The following is a 13,343-nucleotide window of genomic DNA, read 5'->3' as shown; positions in this document are numbered from 1 at the left end:
ATGTTTTAGGTAACGCTACAGACAAAACAAAAAGCTTGCACAGAGGCAAGCTTAGAAGATGTTAAGCCATTACGCTCCTGGTGGGACCGCTAGGCTGTCGGCAATTTGTTGTATCAGTTGGTCTTCAACCGCAAATCTCGCCTCAAGAATCTCACCAACGAGTGATAGCTCACTATCAAAGCTTTCTAATGTATCGGTCGCTTCAATGGCAGCGTATTTATCGGTGAAGTTGAGCAGTGGATCTGTGGTAAGAACGATATGACCATAAGATTGGTTGATTTCGTCTGTTGCTTTGAAGCCAGTAGACTGCCATTTATCCATCACCATGTCATAGATTTTGAAATGACCTTCAGAGATGTAATCAACAAGGTGTTGGCTGAATTTTTGGAGCTCTTCTGGAGAAGGCAGTTCGGTGATTGCAGTTGCTTTCGACGATGAAGGCTGCAGAGCGGCAAGCTTACAATACTCAACGATTAGAGACTGTCGAGTTTCGAGCCAATGATCGATGACCTCATTAGAGCCACCCCATTGTTCTTGTATTTGTTTGAATTTATTTAGCATGACCATGTCCTCATGATCTGATCACAACCTTGTGATCAAGTAATTGCCTAAGCAGGGTCCGTTTTATTGGTAGCTACTAAAAGTAATAGCTTGAAATATTCTCTGCTACAACTCTAGTATGAAATTAGATTGCCAGTAAAATGAACGAACTGCAAGCAATGAGGCATAGGGATGTTAAAAAAAAGTGATAAAAAAATGACAGAGCAAGCTTATTGGTGCGTCGTTTCTGGTAGTGATATTTGGGTTAATAATGATCAGTTTCCGTTTGGCTCTGCTGAAGAGCTAGGGCTGAGTATTGAGCATGCAATCTGTATTGGTCAACATCAAGGTCGCAAGGTGTATTGGCTCAACGATTGTGATGTGGAGAATAAGTTGAGCATGGTCAGCCTAAGAGAGTTGCTGCACTGGCCTGAAGCGAGTTTCTTGACTGCAAGCAAAGCCATCCAATATGGGCATATGACTCAAAGTATGCGCTTTTGCCCTCAATGTGGCGGCCGTAATCACCTCAATCATAACCAGGTGGCGATGCAGTGTGGAGATTGCCGCACGCTTCATTATCCTCGTATCTTCCCGTGCATCATTGTCGCTGTACGAAACCACAACAAGATATTGCTTGCGCAGCACCCAAGACATAAAACAGGCATGTATACCGTGATAGCGGGCTTCCTAGAGGTCGGAGAAACCTTAGAGCAGTGTGTGGCAAGAGAAGTCAAAGAAGAAACGGGTATCGATGTCGACAACATTCGTTACTTTGGCAGTCAGCCATGGGCGTTTCCATCGAGTATGATGATGGGCTTTCTTGCAGATTATGCTGGTGGTACGCTTAAGCCTGACTATAGCGAGCTATCGGATGCTCAATGGTTTGGCGTAACAGGCCTACCTGATGTTGCTCCTGTTGGAACCATTGCGAGACAGTTGATTGAGAAAACAGTTGATGACGTGATGAAAGATGGTGTGACGGAGCAGATGCTAGAGCACTAATTGGCCTGTGATAGTATTTAGCCTATGGGTAGTCAAAAGCTAAAAAAAACCCTCCACAAGTGGAGGGGGTAAGTAAGATGTCGTTATGAGATGCTGAGTAGTGACTACTCAGATGTTATAATTGTAATTTTCGCTAGCGAACAAATTTTTAACATGCTCCCGTAATTGGGTGCAAATTAAGCATTGATTTAAAAGTTAATAACTTGATCTAGGTTGCAAAGCACACAGCTTTTACCCTTCAATCAGTGTTAGAATACTTGCCATCAAAACTAGACAAGATTGAATTGGAATTTAACGGAATGACCGAATTAAAAAACGATCGCTATTTACGCGCACTTTTAAAACAGCCTGTTGATTACACACCGGTATGGATGATGCGCCAAGCTGGCCGCTATCTTCCTGAGTACAAAGCAACGCGCGCTGAAGCGGGCGATTTCATGTCTTTGTGCAAAAACGCGGAACTGGCATCAGAAGTAACACTTCAACCTTTACGTCGTTTCCCGCTTGATGCGGCAATCTTGTTCTCAGACATCCTAACTATCCCTGATGCAATGGGCTTAGGTTTGTACTTTGAAACAGGTGAAGGTCCTAAGTTTGAGCGTCCTATCACGTGTAAAGCTGACGTAGAGAAGATTGGCTTACCCGATCCAGAAGGTGAGCTTCAATACGTAATGAATGCCGTTCGTCAGATCCGTAAAGACCTGAAAGGCGAAGTGCCGCTGATTGGTTTCTCTGGTAGCCCATGGACTCTAGCGACATACATGGTTGAAGGTGGGAGCTCTAAAGCATTCACTAAGATCAAAAAGATGATGTACGCAGAACCACAAACACTGCACCTGCTTCTAGACAAGCTGGCTGACAGTGTTATCGAATACCTGAACGCGCAAATTAAAGCGGGTGCTCAATCAGTAATGGTATTTGATACATGGGGTGGTGTACTGACTCCTCGTGACTACAACCTATTCTCACTGCAATACATGCACAAAATCGTTGATGGCTTAATCCGTGAAAACGAAGGTCGTCGTGTACCGGTTACTTTGTTCACTAAGAACGGTGGCATGTGGCTTGAGTCTATCGCAGCAACAGGTTGTGATGCGGTTGGTCTAGACTGGACAATCAACATCGCAGATGCAAAAGCTCGCATCGGCGACAAAGTTGCTCTGCAAGGTAACATGGATCCTTCAATGCTTTACGCTCAGCCTGAACGTATTCGCGAAGAAGTGGGCAGCATCCTAGAAGGCTTCGGCGACGGTGGTACAGGTCATGTATTTAACCTAGGCCACGGTATCCACTTAGATGTACCGCCAGAGAACGCTGGTGTATTCGTTGACGCTGTTCACGAATTGTCTAAGCCTTACCACAAGTAACTCTGAGTAAGATGACTGAAAGCGCTGTTGGGAAACCAACCGCGCTTTTTTATTGTCTGAAATTGGTATTTGATCGCGGTTTAATCTTGTTGTGTGCAGTTAATTAGGTATTTGGATCATGGTAGGCCAAATGCTCTGAGATGTGTTTCCTGATATAGGGAATGACTTCACTTTCAAACCAAGGGTTCTTCTTTAGCCAGATATTATTGCGTGGCGAAGGGTGAGGTAATGGCAAAAATTCAGGCGCCCAAGCCTGCCAGTTTTTGACTGTTTCTGTCAGCGTTTTGGTGGTTCTTTCCTTTAAATAATAGTTTTGCGCATATTGACCAATCAATAGTGTCATTTGAATGTTGGGCAATGACTGCAGTACCTTTTTGTGCCAGAGCTCTGCGCATTCTTTGCGTGGTGGCAGATCGCCACTCTTCGCTTTGCCTGGGTAGCAGAACCCCATAGGAACAATCGCGACCTTTTGTTCGTCATAAAAGGTATCGCTGTTTATCCCTAACCATTCTCTTAATCGTTCGCCACTGGCGTCATTCCAAGGGATCGACGACTCATGCACCTTGATACCCGGCGCTTGACCTATGATCAGCAAACGCGCATTTGGGTGTGCTTGAATTACTGGGTTGGCACCGTGTGATAGGTGAGGTTCACAAGCTCGGCATTGTCGAACCTCTTTAAGTAACGAAGAGGACATCAGTAACCTTTATCAAAATCGATGACATGATTAAGTGTAAAGCCATCTCGCCATTGTTGGTAATTCTCTGCGAAGATCTCGACCACTTGTCTTGGCTCACTGAGTGCAGCGATGTGCGGAGTGATGGTGACTTGCGGTAGTTTCCAGAAAGGGTGTTCTTGCGAGAGGGGTTCACTTTCAAACACATCTAAAAATGCGTGTTCTACCCATCTGTTTTTTATGGCGAGCAACAAGGCTTTATTGTCGATGCTCTCTCCTCGACCGACATTAAACAGCAACACATTAGAGCAATAGCCTAACGTGGTTTGGTTCAACAACTGATAGGTTTCAGCAGTTGATGGTAGGGTGTTGACCACAATATCGGCCTGCTTGAGGGCAGCCTCTATCTCATTGATGTGGAACGTCTCTTTAAAGGTTTCTTGTTTGGATGGGATGCCCGTACGGTTGACACCTATGGTATGAATACCAAAAGCGGCCGCGGTTTTTGCTAAATGACTGCCGATTGAACCTGTTCCTAAAATCACCATAGTTTTGTCAGTTAGGCTAGTATAAAGCTGTGGCTGCCAGTTTCGTTGTTGTTGATGCTGGTGGTAATGAGGAAAGTGTCTACAGTGGCTGATTGCGTAACCTAAAACGTACTCCGCGATAGCAGGACCGAAGATACCTTTGACGTTGGTCAGCGTGTAATCCTGACGAAGGTCTGGCTGAGTGAGTTTATTGATGCCAGCGTAGGTACTCTGTACCCAGTCTAGCTCTTTAAACTCGCCAAGGCGCTCGGCTATCAGGGGAGGCGAGGCTAATACAATTTCAGCTAACTCGGGGTTTTGAGTGATTTCTAGGTCGGGTAAATCCTGGTTTAGAATCAGTTGCGTATAGGTATCGTTATGCTCAGTAAGAATATAGAGCTTATTCGTGAAATTGTTCATCGGCTTACCTTTTCCCCCCAGGGTTTATCAAGTACACTTTCGCTGTCTTTTTCTGCAATTATTGAGTGACTATGCTTCAGAATCCACTGCAGGTTCGTCTTGAAAAGTTAGAACCTTGGCAACAAATTACCTTTATGGCGTGTCTATGTGAGCGTATGTACCCTAACTATGCCATGTTTTGTGAGAATACAGAATTTGCGGAAGCTCGAATCTATCGTGATGTTTTGGATAGCATTTGGGAAATCCTGACGGTTAAAACAGCAAAGGTGAACTTTGAGCGTCAACTTGAGAAGGTTGAAGAGCTATTCCCTAGCGGTGATGATTTTGATTTTTATGGTGTTTACCCAGCAATGGACGCATGCCAAGGCCTAGCAACGCTAATTCATGGCCTGCTTGACCGTGAACATATGTTGGAAGCGGTAATTAAAGTGAGTCAACAATCGGTGAAGACGGTTGCTGAGCTTGAGTTTGCTCAAGGCGCTGAAGAAGTGACCAACGAAAACCAGAAAGAAAACGAAGCGGTATGTGAAGAGTGGGACGTTCAGTGGGCCATTTTCCGACCTCTACGTGAAACGACTGAGCGTGACTTAGAGTTGATCAAAGACCTACGCCACGAACTGCGTGAAGACCCAGTCAGTAACATTGGTGTTGCGTTATAATTCGCTATCGCACCAAGGTACGAATAAAAACAAAGGCTCCCTAGGGAGCCTTTATTGTATCTGACGATATCAAATTTAGATTAAGCGTCTTTTTTGTCTTCGTTCTGCGCTTTGTCTTTTGATGCCTTATCTTTTGATGCGTCGTCGTCATCCGCTGATGTTGAATCTGAGGAATCGTTGTCTGCTGGAGTTTCTTCCTCTAGCTCGTCCTCGTCATCGCGGTTTTCGATAACACCGTGTGTCTCTTTCCACTTTTCCCAGCGTTGGAACGCCAGTTCTTGCATGTCAGTCGTCTTATCCGCTTCGTCGACAATCTCTTCACCCACTAGGTGTTCAAAGATATCTTCTAGGGTGATGATGCCCTGAATGGTGCCGTACTCGTCCACAACTAAAGACAGTTGCAGGCGGTTTGCCATCATCTGGTCAAAGGCCTTAGCCAAGCCCATGTTGTTCAGCAACACGTGGATAGGGCGCATTACCTCACCCAGAGCTTTCTCACCACAACCGGCTTGCTGCAATCTAAACAGCTCTAAGCGGTGAACAAAACCGATGATGTTGTCACTCTGCTCGCTGTAAACCAGCGGGCGTGAGAATGGCGTATCTTTATGTTGTTCTAGGAAGGTATTCACACTCATTTCCGCATCAACACGGAATACCACTGGGCGCGGCGTCATTACCTGAGTCACGGGTACATCTTGAATACCCAGTAGGTTGCTCAGGATTTTTGATTCGCCTTCTGCAAACTCGCCGCTCTCTTTTGCCAAAATCGCCATTGCAGATAGTTCATCACGCATTTTGGGTGCTTGGTGGCCACGAGCAAGACGTTTGGTGATCTGTTCTGAGAACCATACAAACGGTGTTAGGAAGAACACCATCCAACGCAGCACACTTGCTGAAGTAGGAGCAAGTTGACGCCAGTAGGTTGCACCAATGGTTTTTGGAACAATCTCAGACAGTACCAAAATACCTAGCGTTAGCACGGCAGAGAAGACACCTAACCATTGGCTACCAAAAACGACAGCCGCTTGTGCACCTGCTGTCGCAGCACCGATAGTATGCGCGATGGTGTTGAGCGTTAAAATTGACGCAAGCGGGCGGTCAATATCTGTTTTCAGTTTGTCTAAAGACTCTGCTGCAGGGTGCCCATTTTGTTTTAGTTGAGCAATGTAGCTCGGACTAATACTCAAAAGTACAGCTTCCAAAACAGAACAAATGAAAGAAACTCCAATAGCAATGGAGACGTAAATAGTTAGCAGCAGCATGTTTGCCCTTAAATTAAATTGTACGCTTTAGCAGCGATTCAGCGTGGATTATAGTGAAAAAGTAGTGGCTAGGTCATCATTAATTTTGCTCTCAGCCCCTTTTAAACAAGGGCTTGCTTAATAAAATCAGTAACAAATTGTGAGTTATTACTCATATTATGGCTAAAACTACGGCATTAGAGCTAAAGATCGACGACAAACCTTTGCCAGATGGGGCATTTATGTTTTAGAGTGAATTGAATTCAAAAATACAAAGAAGGGAAACCTAAAATGAACAAGACTCAATTAATCGACTTTATTGCTGAAAAAGCGGACCTTTCTAAAGCACAAGCTAAAGCTGCTCTAGAAGCGACTCTTGGCGGTGTTACAGATGCTCTTAAAGATGGCGATCAAGTTCAGCTAATTGGTTTTGGTACTTTTAAAGTAAACCACCGTGCAGCTCGCACTGGTCGTAACCCAAAAACTGGTGATGAGATCCAAATCGCTGCTGCAAATGTTCCAGCATTTGTTGCAGGTAAAGCGCTGAAAGATTCAGTGAAATAATCTAAACTGTACCGAGGTAGTCGTATTCCACCTCGGTACAGGTTTTTATGAAAAAAGCATTTCTTCTCGTTTCACTATTATCTACATTTCTTATTGGCTGTTCTTCAACAAGCCCTCGCAAAAACCTAGAGCAATTTGAAACTCACACCGGCGGCCAAGTCATGGGCGACGCGACAAGTTTTTACTGGGTTACAAACAAGCTAACACAACCTCATACTTCAGCTGACTACGTCACTGTAGGCGATTACGGCTGGTACCAAACTGACTATGCTTGGTCAGAAAGTGTGCTTCGTGAATTCATTCGTGAAGGCGAGCAGCGTAACTCTTCTAATAAGCTGGTTCCTTATCGTGTCCATGTGCGTTTCAATAAGTCGGGCGAAGCTGTGTATCAACAGTATCGTATCGACAGCAAAATCTTACCTATCCAAGCTAAGCAGCTTGAAAACTACCAGAAAGAAGCTAAATCGGTTCTAGAGACTACGATGAAGCAGAATGACGAAGGGCTAAGATTGGTTCAGGGTTACTGGGATGGCAGCTCTTTTAAGACGTGCGCTGGTGGTGAATTTGATCGCATTGAATTTAACCAGACTTTACCAAGCTTCGTGATCGACCGATTGGCATCTGTGGAAAGCTATGCGGCGTTTCTTGGCAGTGATTCACTGGGTAAGATGAGCGTGAAAGAGTTACTGATGCTGGCTGAAGACAGCCATGATTGTGTCGTTAGGCCATCATTGTTGAAAGAATAGCTAACAATCAAAGGTTTGAGAGTATTTGGCCTACTGTAGGCCAAGTGCTAATTTGTCTGTACAGGCGCAGATTCCTAGAAAGATTGAGTAATAAAAAAGGCGCCTATCGAGGCGCCTTTTGCTGTTATTCGCTTACTGCTATTTGCTTACTGTTATGGAAAGTAAGCGAGTAACAAAATTGATTACTGCTCTTGCTCGCGCGCAATCGCACGGTAACCAATGTCATTGCGGTGGAACATACCATTCCAGCTAACTTGCTTCGTCAACGCGTAAGCACGCTCTTGAGCTTCAGAAACCGTGTTACCCAGTGCCGTTGCACAAAGTACACGACCACCGTTTGTCACCACGTCGCCAGCTTCGTTATTTGTCGTACCTGCGTGGAAAACCTTTTGGCCTTCAACTTCGCTTGTTGGTAGTGAAATTACGTCACCTTTTGCGTAGTCAGCAGGGTAACCGCCAGCCGCAAGAACAACACCGATAGAAGCGCGTGGATCCCACTTCGATTCTGCTTCGTCTAGTTTCTCGTCGATAGCCATTAGGCAAAGCTCAACAAGGTCTGACTCCATACGCATCATGATAGGTTGCGTTTCTGGATCGCCGAAGCGGCAGTTGTATTCGATAACCTTAGGTGTGCCGTCAGCATCGATCATTAGGCCAGCGTAAAGGAAACCAGTGTAAGGTGCGCCCTCTGCGTCCATACCACGTACCGTTGGGTAGATAACTTCCTCAAGGATACGGTTGTGGATTTCAGGCGTCACAACTGGAGCAGGAGAGTAAGCACCCATACCGCCAGTATTAGGACCAGTGTCTTTGTCGCCAACACGTTTGTGATCTTGGCTGGTGGCCATAGGAAGCACGCTAGAACCGTCAACCATTACGATGAAGCTTGCTTCTTCGCCTTCAAGGAACTCTTCGATAACCACGCGGCTGCCAGCTTCGCCAAATGCGTTGCCCGCTAGCATGTCTTTGATTGCGTCTTCAGCTTCTTCAAGTGTCATCGCAACGATAACGCCTTTACCTGCTGCAAGACCGTCAGCTTTTACTACGATTGGCGCGCCTTGCTCACGTACGTAAGCGATAGCCGGCTCAATCTCAGTGAAGTTCGCGTAGTAACCCGTTGGGATGTCATGACGAGCTAGGAAATCTTTAGTGAATGCTTTCGAACCTTCAAGCTGTGCTGCCGCTTGAGTTGGACCAAAGATAGGCAGACCCACTTCGCGGAATGCGTCAACCACACCAATAACTAATGGCGCTTCAGGGCCAACGATAGTCAGTTCGATTTTTTTCTCTTGAGCAAACGCCACTAAACCAGCGATGTCTTCAACACCGATGTTTACGTTCTCAAGTTTCGGCTCAAGTGCAGTACCTGCGTTACCTGGAGCAATGAATACCGTTTCAACGTTTGGGTTTTGTGCCGCTTTCCAACCTAGTGCATGCTCACGACCGCCGGCACCAATAATCAATACATTCATGTTTTAAAATCCTTATAGCTGCTTCAGAGCCTTTATTTCTGAGTCAAACATGCTCACTTATAGTCATAAGCTCCGCGTGTTTTCCTTGAACTAAAGTCACTGACTTGCTCTACGTATTTCAAATATCGGAATATTTAAAAAACAAAATTATAAATTCTGCTCAAAGTAGTTGGTGATGTGGCTAGGCAGCAATTGAGCCCATCCCCGGTCACATAGCCCGCTATGTGACCGGGGTGGACGAAAGCAGCTAACGACGCCACAGTGCCAAATACGAAGAGGAAATTAGTGGCGGAAGTGACGCATGCCAGTAAAGATCATCGCCATGCCGTGTTCGTCTGCTGCTGCGATAACTTCGTCATCACGCATAGAGCCGCCCGGTTGGATAACACACTTGATGCCAGCTTCTGCTGCCGCGTCGATACCGTCACGGAATGGGAAGAACGCATCTGATGCCATTACACAACCTTCAACCTGTAGACCTTCGTCAGCAGCTTTGATGCCTGCAATTTTCGCAGAATAAACGCGGCTCATTTGGCCAGCGCCAACACCAATTGTCATGTCGCCTTTCGAGTAAACGATAGCGTTAGATTTAACGTATTTCGCTACTTTCCAGCAGAATAGAGCATCTTTCAATTCTTCAGCTGTTGGTTGACGCTTAGAAACCACTTTCAGGTCATCTTCAGACACCATGCCTTGATCGCGGTCTTGAACTAGCAAGCCACCGTTAACGCGTTTAACGTCAAAGCCAGTCGTCTTAGTTGTCCACTCACCACACTCAAGTAGACGAAGGTTTTTCTTAGCCGCTACGATTTCTACTGCCTCAGCAGAAACTGATGGTGCAATGATAACTTCAACGAATTGACGCTCAGTGATAGCCGTTGCTGTTGCTGCGTCTAGTTCACGGTTGAAAGCGATGATGCCGCCAAATGCAGACGTTGGGTCTGTTTTGAATGCACGGTCGTAAGCTTCTAGGATGTCTTCACCTAGTGCAACACCACATGGGTTAGCGTGCTTAACGATCACACATGCTGGCTGGTCGAACTCTTTCACACACTCAAGTGCTGCGTCGGTGTCAGCGATGTTGTTGTAAGAAAGGGCTTTACCTTGAATTTGGCGAGCAGTAGAAACAGATGCTTCTTCAGGGTTCGCTTCAACATAGAATGCAGCAGCTTGGTGGCTGTTCTCACCGTAGCGCATGTCTTGTTTTTTCTCGAACTGTTGGTTGAACGTGCGAGGGAATTTAGACTCTTCGTCAGCCTTCTTTCCTTCTTCATCAAGTAGAGAGGCACCGTAAGATGGAACCATAGTGCCGAAGTAGTTAGCGATCATGCCGTCGTAAGAAGCGGTGTGCTCGAATGCCGCGATAGCTAGGTCGAAGCGAGTCTCTAGCGTTAGAGATTTCTCGTTCGCGTCCATTTCAGCCACAACGCGCTCGTAGTCGTGTGCGTTAACAACGATAGTGACGTCTTTGTGGTTTTTCGCTGCAGAGCGAACCATTGTTGGACCACCGATGTCGATGTTTTCAACAGCGTCAGCAAGGGTACAACCTTCTTTAGCAACGGTTTCTGCGAATGGGTATAGGTTTACAACAACCATATCGATAGGGTTGATACCGTGAGTTTCCATCACGTCATCATCTTGACCACGACGGCCTAGAACACCACCATGAACTTTTGGGTGCAGAGTCTTAACACGGCCATCCATCATTTCTGGGAAACCAGTGTAGTCAGATACTTCTGTAACAGAGATGCCTTTTTCAGCAAGCAGGCGAGCAGTGCCACCGGTAGATAGGATATCTACACCACGGTTAGCAAGAGCTTGTGCAAATTCAACGATACCAGTTTTGTCTGATACGCTGATTAGAGCGCGGCGAATTGGACGAGCGTTATTCATGCTTCCATCTTCCTCAAATTCATGGGGTTAAAATAAAGATATTTGCCAAAAAAGAACTTGTTTCTATCTTCTTAGCGTGGATTATCTTAGATACCAGTAAGAGATAAAATATTGGCCAGTTTTGGTAAAGACCTTTTGGGTTAGTCTTATGATTAAGCTATAAGATAACCAACTCCAAATTTGATGGCGCAGATTCTAACTAATTTATTACAAAAAAGCTCGCGCAATCGTTTGGCATCTCAAAATTAATTATGAAAAGTGCCATTTCAGCCTGAAAAGTAACGATAAGGTTAATTGTGGAATGGACGAAACAGTAGGAAAAAACATGTTTCAGATCGGTGAATTAGCGAAACGATGCGGTGTAACAGCCGATACCTTGCGATTTTATGAGAAGAATAACCTGATCGCGCCAGCCAGTCGCAGTGAGTCGGGTTATCGCTTATATGATGAAAATAACCAAAAGCAGGTGACGTTTATTCTCAAATCTAAAGAGTTAGGGCTGAGTTTAGATGAAATCAAAGAATTGCTTGAGATTCGTCTCGAGGCCACACAGCACAGTTGCGCCGAAGTGAAGTCGATTACCTCAGCAAAACTAGAGATGATTGATGAGAAGATTACCGAGTTAACTAAGATTCGCACCGCACTTAAAAAGATTAATGATGCGTGTTGTGGCCACGTGGACGACGATGCAAGCCATTGTTCTATTCTGGCAGCCTTGGATTCAGCAAACGTCGACAAAGGGCGCTGTTGTCGCACTGGAGAGTAATCAGCTACCTATCACGGTTCGACAAGCCAAAAAAAAGCCAAACTCAAAAATGAGCTTGGCTTTCAATTCAATAAATTACGAAAGAACGATTAGTTCATGCCGTATTTTTTAAGTTTCTTGCGAAGAGTACCGCGGTTAATACCCATCATGGTTGCTGCGCGAGTTTGGTTACCGCGAGTGTACTGCATGATAGTGTCTAGTAGTGGCTGTTCAACTTCAGCTAATACTAATTCGTATAACTCGCTGACTTCTTGACCGTTTAATTGAGCAAGGTAATTTTTCAATGATGCTTTAACTGAGTCACGTAGTGGCTTCTGCGTGATTTGGTCTTGTGATGTAACTGTAGTTACTGTCAATGCTTCTGAAGTCAGATTTTGTTCGAACATATTCGGTCTAGCTCTTCTCGTAATTATGGTGCAACGTTATCAAAAAAACCTTCTAGCGCTTCAAGCTGCAGATCACCTGCTTCGAATGCGTTGAAGGTACGGCGAAACTCACTCGCTTGTTCATGTTCTTTTAGATACCAACCCACATGCTTACGAGCGATGCGAGGGCCTAAAAACTCTCCATAAAATTCATGTAGAGCGTGCACATGACCAAGCATGATGTCTTTCACTTCCGAAATCGGGAGTGGGTCCATCGTGGTGCCGTTTTCCAAATAGTGTAGGATTTCGTTAAAAATCCAAGGACGTCCTTGGGCAGGTCGACCTATCATTAAAGCATCAGCGCCGGTGTACTCCAGCACAAACTTCGCTTTTTCCGGACTATCGATATCACCGTTAGCGATAACCGGAATAGATACTGCTTGTTTCGCTGCTTTAATGTGTTTGTATTCTGCCTCACCTTTGTACATACAAGCGCGAGTTCTTCCATGGAGCGCAAGAGCTTGTATGCCGCAGTCTTCGGCTATTTTCGCGATTTGGACACAGTTTCTATTGTCTGTATCCCAGCCTGTGCGCGTTTTCAACGTTACTGGAACGTCGACAGCATTTACCACCGCCTTCAGAATGTCTTCAATGAGTTCTGGATGCTGCAGTAGGGCTGAGCCCGCAAGCTTTTTATTCACTTTTTTAGCTGGACAACCCATGTTGATATCGATGATTTGCGCACCGTTATCGACATTAAATTGAGCAGCCTCGGCCATAAGCTGTGGATCTGCACCAGCGATTTGTACTGAACGAATGCCCGATTCGCCTTCATGTACCATACGCTGCTGAGACTTTGACGTTTTCCAAACTTTCGGATTGGAGGACATCATTTCACTGACTGCCATCCCCGCACCGTAGCGAAGACACAACTCACGGAATGGTCTATCCGTTACGCCAGCCATAGGAGCGACGATTAGATTGTTCTTAAGTTGATAATTTCCGATTTTCAAAAATGTCATCACAGTTCTGTACCAGCAAGGGCGCGCATTTTACGCATTTTTTCGCTGCGTGAAAAGACTAATATTTGAGCATTTACAATTTG

14 protein-coding genes are annotated in these 13,343 nt (G+C 45.4%); 6 read left to right on the top strand and 8 right to left on the bottom strand.

What is annotated here, in order from left to right; all coding sequences use genetic code 11:
• Positions 1-69: 69 nt before the first annotated feature.
• Positions 70-567 (bottom strand): Rsd/AlgQ family anti-sigma factor, encoded by a 498-nt coding sequence (locus BCU34_RS13050; RefSeq protein ID WP_048605474.1) that lies wholly within the window; start codon positions 565-567, stop codon positions 70-72.
• 165 nt (positions 568-732) lie between these two features.
• On the opposite strand from BCU34_RS13050, the gene nudC reads away from it, so the two are divergent.
• Positions 733-1,542, top strand: coding sequence for an NAD(+) diphosphatase (gene nudC, locus BCU34_RS13045; protein ID WP_102433248.1), 810 nt, complete (start codon positions 733-735; stop codon positions 1,540-1,542).
• A 299-nt stretch (positions 1,543-1,841) separates the two neighbouring features.
• Entirely contained in the window at positions 1,842-2,909 is a 1,068-nt protein-coding gene (gene hemE, locus BCU34_RS13040) for a uroporphyrinogen decarboxylase (protein WP_017060530.1), read from the top strand.
• Positions 2,910-3,012: 103 nt separating this feature from the next.
• Here the strand turns inward: hemE and BCU34_RS13035 are convergent, their stop codons facing one another.
• Entirely contained in the window at positions 3,013-3,606 is a 594-nt protein-coding gene (locus BCU34_RS13035; RefSeq protein ID WP_102433247.1) for a uracil-DNA glycosylase family protein, read from the bottom strand.
• Positions 3,606-4,532, bottom strand: a complete 927-nt coding sequence (locus BCU34_RS13030; protein ID WP_055319891.1) for a D-2-hydroxyacid dehydrogenase — start codon at positions 4,530-4,532, stop codon at positions 3,606-3,608. The genes BCU34_RS13035 and BCU34_RS13030 overlap by 1 nt, the downstream gene beginning before the upstream one ends.
• Before the next feature lie 71 nt (positions 4,533-4,603).
• Here BCU34_RS13030 and BCU34_RS13025 point away from each other — a divergent pair, with 71 nt between their 5' ends.
• Complete coding sequence (locus tag BCU34_RS13025) at positions 4,604-5,191, top strand: YjaG family protein (RefSeq protein ID WP_017062699.1); 588 nt, start codon at positions 4,604-4,606, stop codon at positions 5,189-5,191.
• Between the two features lie 80 nt (positions 5,192-5,271).
• On the opposite strand, the gene BCU34_RS13020 is transcribed toward BCU34_RS13025, so the two are convergent.
• A complete protein-coding gene (locus BCU34_RS13020; protein WP_102433245.1) occupies positions 5,272-6,453 on the bottom strand; it encodes a CNNM domain-containing protein in 1,182 nt (393 codons plus the stop codon).
• Positions 6,454-6,723: 270 nt separating this feature from the next.
• Here BCU34_RS13020 and hupA point away from each other — a divergent pair, with 270 nt between their 5' ends.
• Both hupA and BCU34_RS13010 read left to right on the top strand, forming a co-directional pair.
• Positions 6,724-6,996: a nucleoid-associated protein HU-alpha gene (hupA, locus tag BCU34_RS13015; RefSeq protein ID WP_004729753.1), complete on the top strand. Its 273-nt coding sequence runs from the start codon at positions 6,724-6,726 to the stop codon at positions 6,994-6,996.
• 47 nt (positions 6,997-7,043) lie between these two features.
• Positions 7,044-7,742 carry a DUF1481 domain-containing protein gene (locus BCU34_RS13010; protein WP_048659209.1) on the top strand — a complete coding sequence of 233 codons (699 nt, stop codon included), beginning with the start codon at positions 7,044-7,046 and terminating at the stop codon, positions 7,740-7,742.
• A gap of 182 nt (positions 7,743-7,924) precedes the next feature.
• Here BCU34_RS13010 and purD read toward each other — a convergent pair whose 3' ends face one another.
• Positions 7,925-9,214, bottom strand: coding sequence for a phosphoribosylamine--glycine ligase (purD, locus tag BCU34_RS13005; RefSeq protein WP_048612396.1), 1,290 nt, complete (start codon positions 9,212-9,214; stop codon positions 7,925-7,927).
• 282 nt (positions 9,215-9,496) lie between these two features.
• Entirely contained in the window at positions 9,497-11,107 is a 1,611-nt protein-coding gene (gene purH / locus BCU34_RS13000; protein ID WP_102433244.1) for a bifunctional phosphoribosylaminoimidazolecarboxamide formyltransferase/IMP cyclohydrolase, read from the bottom strand.
• Positions 11,108-11,432: 325 nt separating this feature from the next.
• Here purH and zntR point away from each other — a divergent pair, with 325 nt between their 5' ends.
• Positions 11,433-11,873 carry a Zn(2+)-responsive transcriptional regulator gene (gene zntR, locus BCU34_RS12995; RefSeq protein WP_048659207.1) on the top strand — a complete coding sequence of 147 codons (441 nt, stop codon included), beginning with the start codon at positions 11,433-11,435 and terminating at the stop codon, positions 11,871-11,873.
• Between the two features lie 89 nt (positions 11,874-11,962).
• Here zntR and fis read toward each other — a convergent pair whose 3' ends face one another.
• Positions 11,963-12,259 (bottom strand): DNA-binding transcriptional regulator Fis, encoded by a 297-nt coding sequence (gene fis / locus BCU34_RS12990; RefSeq protein ID WP_004729744.1) that lies wholly within the window; start codon positions 12,257-12,259, stop codon positions 11,963-11,965.
• 23 nt (positions 12,260-12,282) lie between these two features.
• On the bottom strand, positions 12,283-13,251 hold the full coding sequence (gene dusB / locus BCU34_RS12985; RefSeq protein ID WP_032546269.1) for a tRNA dihydrouridine synthase DusB: 969 nt from the start codon (positions 13,249-13,251) through the stop codon (positions 12,283-12,285).
• Between the last annotated feature and the right edge of the window lie 92 nt (positions 13,252-13,343).

The organism is Vibrio sp. 10N.286.45.E10 (assembly GCF_002874195.2).
Taxonomy (GTDB): Bacteria; Pseudomonadota; Gammaproteobacteria; order Enterobacterales; family Vibrionaceae; genus Vibrio; species Vibrio crassostreae.
The sequence above is the reverse complement of the archived record's forward strand: the minus strand, read 5'-3'. Positions and strand labels throughout refer to the sequence as shown.

Excerpts from the sequence above, each read along its gene's own strand:
- BCU34_RS13050 (WP_048605474.1), bottom strand. The coding sequence starts at position 567 with ATGGTCATGCTAAATAAATTCAAACAAATACAAGAACAATGGGGTGGC.
- nudC (WP_102433248.1), top strand. The coding sequence starts at position 733 with ATGTTAAAAAAAAGTGATAAAAAAATGACAGAGCAAGCTTATTGGTGC.
- hemE (WP_017060530.1), top strand. The coding sequence starts at position 1,842 with ATGACCGAATTAAAAAACGATCGCTATTTACGCGCACTTTTAAAACAG.
- BCU34_RS13035 (WP_102433247.1), bottom strand. The coding sequence starts at position 3,606 with ATGTCCTCTTCGTTACTTAAAGAGGTTCGACAATGCCGAGCTTGTGAA.
- BCU34_RS13030 (WP_055319891.1), bottom strand. The coding sequence starts at position 4,532 with ATGAACAATTTCACGAATAAGCTCTATATTCTTACTGAGCATAACGAT.
- BCU34_RS13025 (WP_017062699.1), top strand. The coding sequence starts at position 4,604 with ATGCTTCAGAATCCACTGCAGGTTCGTCTTGAAAAGTTAGAACCTTGG.
- BCU34_RS13020 (WP_102433245.1), bottom strand. The coding sequence starts at position 6,453 with ATGCTGCTGCTAACTATTTACGTCTCCATTGCTATTGGAGTTTCTTTC.
- hupA (WP_004729753.1), top strand. The coding sequence starts at position 6,724 with ATGAACAAGACTCAATTAATCGACTTTATTGCTGAAAAAGCGGACCTT.
- BCU34_RS13010 (WP_048659209.1), top strand. The coding sequence starts at position 7,044 with ATGAAAAAAGCATTTCTTCTCGTTTCACTATTATCTACATTTCTTATT.
- purD (WP_048612396.1), bottom strand. The coding sequence starts at position 9,214 with ATGAATGTATTGATTATTGGTGCCGGCGGTCGTGAGCATGCACTAGGT.
- purH (WP_102433244.1), bottom strand. The coding sequence starts at position 11,107 with ATGAATAACGCTCGTCCAATTCGCCGCGCTCTAATCAGCGTATCAGAC.
- zntR (WP_048659207.1), top strand. The coding sequence starts at position 11,433 with ATGTTTCAGATCGGTGAATTAGCGAAACGATGCGGTGTAACAGCCGAT.
- fis (WP_004729744.1), bottom strand. The coding sequence starts at position 12,259 with ATGTTCGAACAAAATCTGACTTCAGAAGCATTGACAGTAACTACAGTT.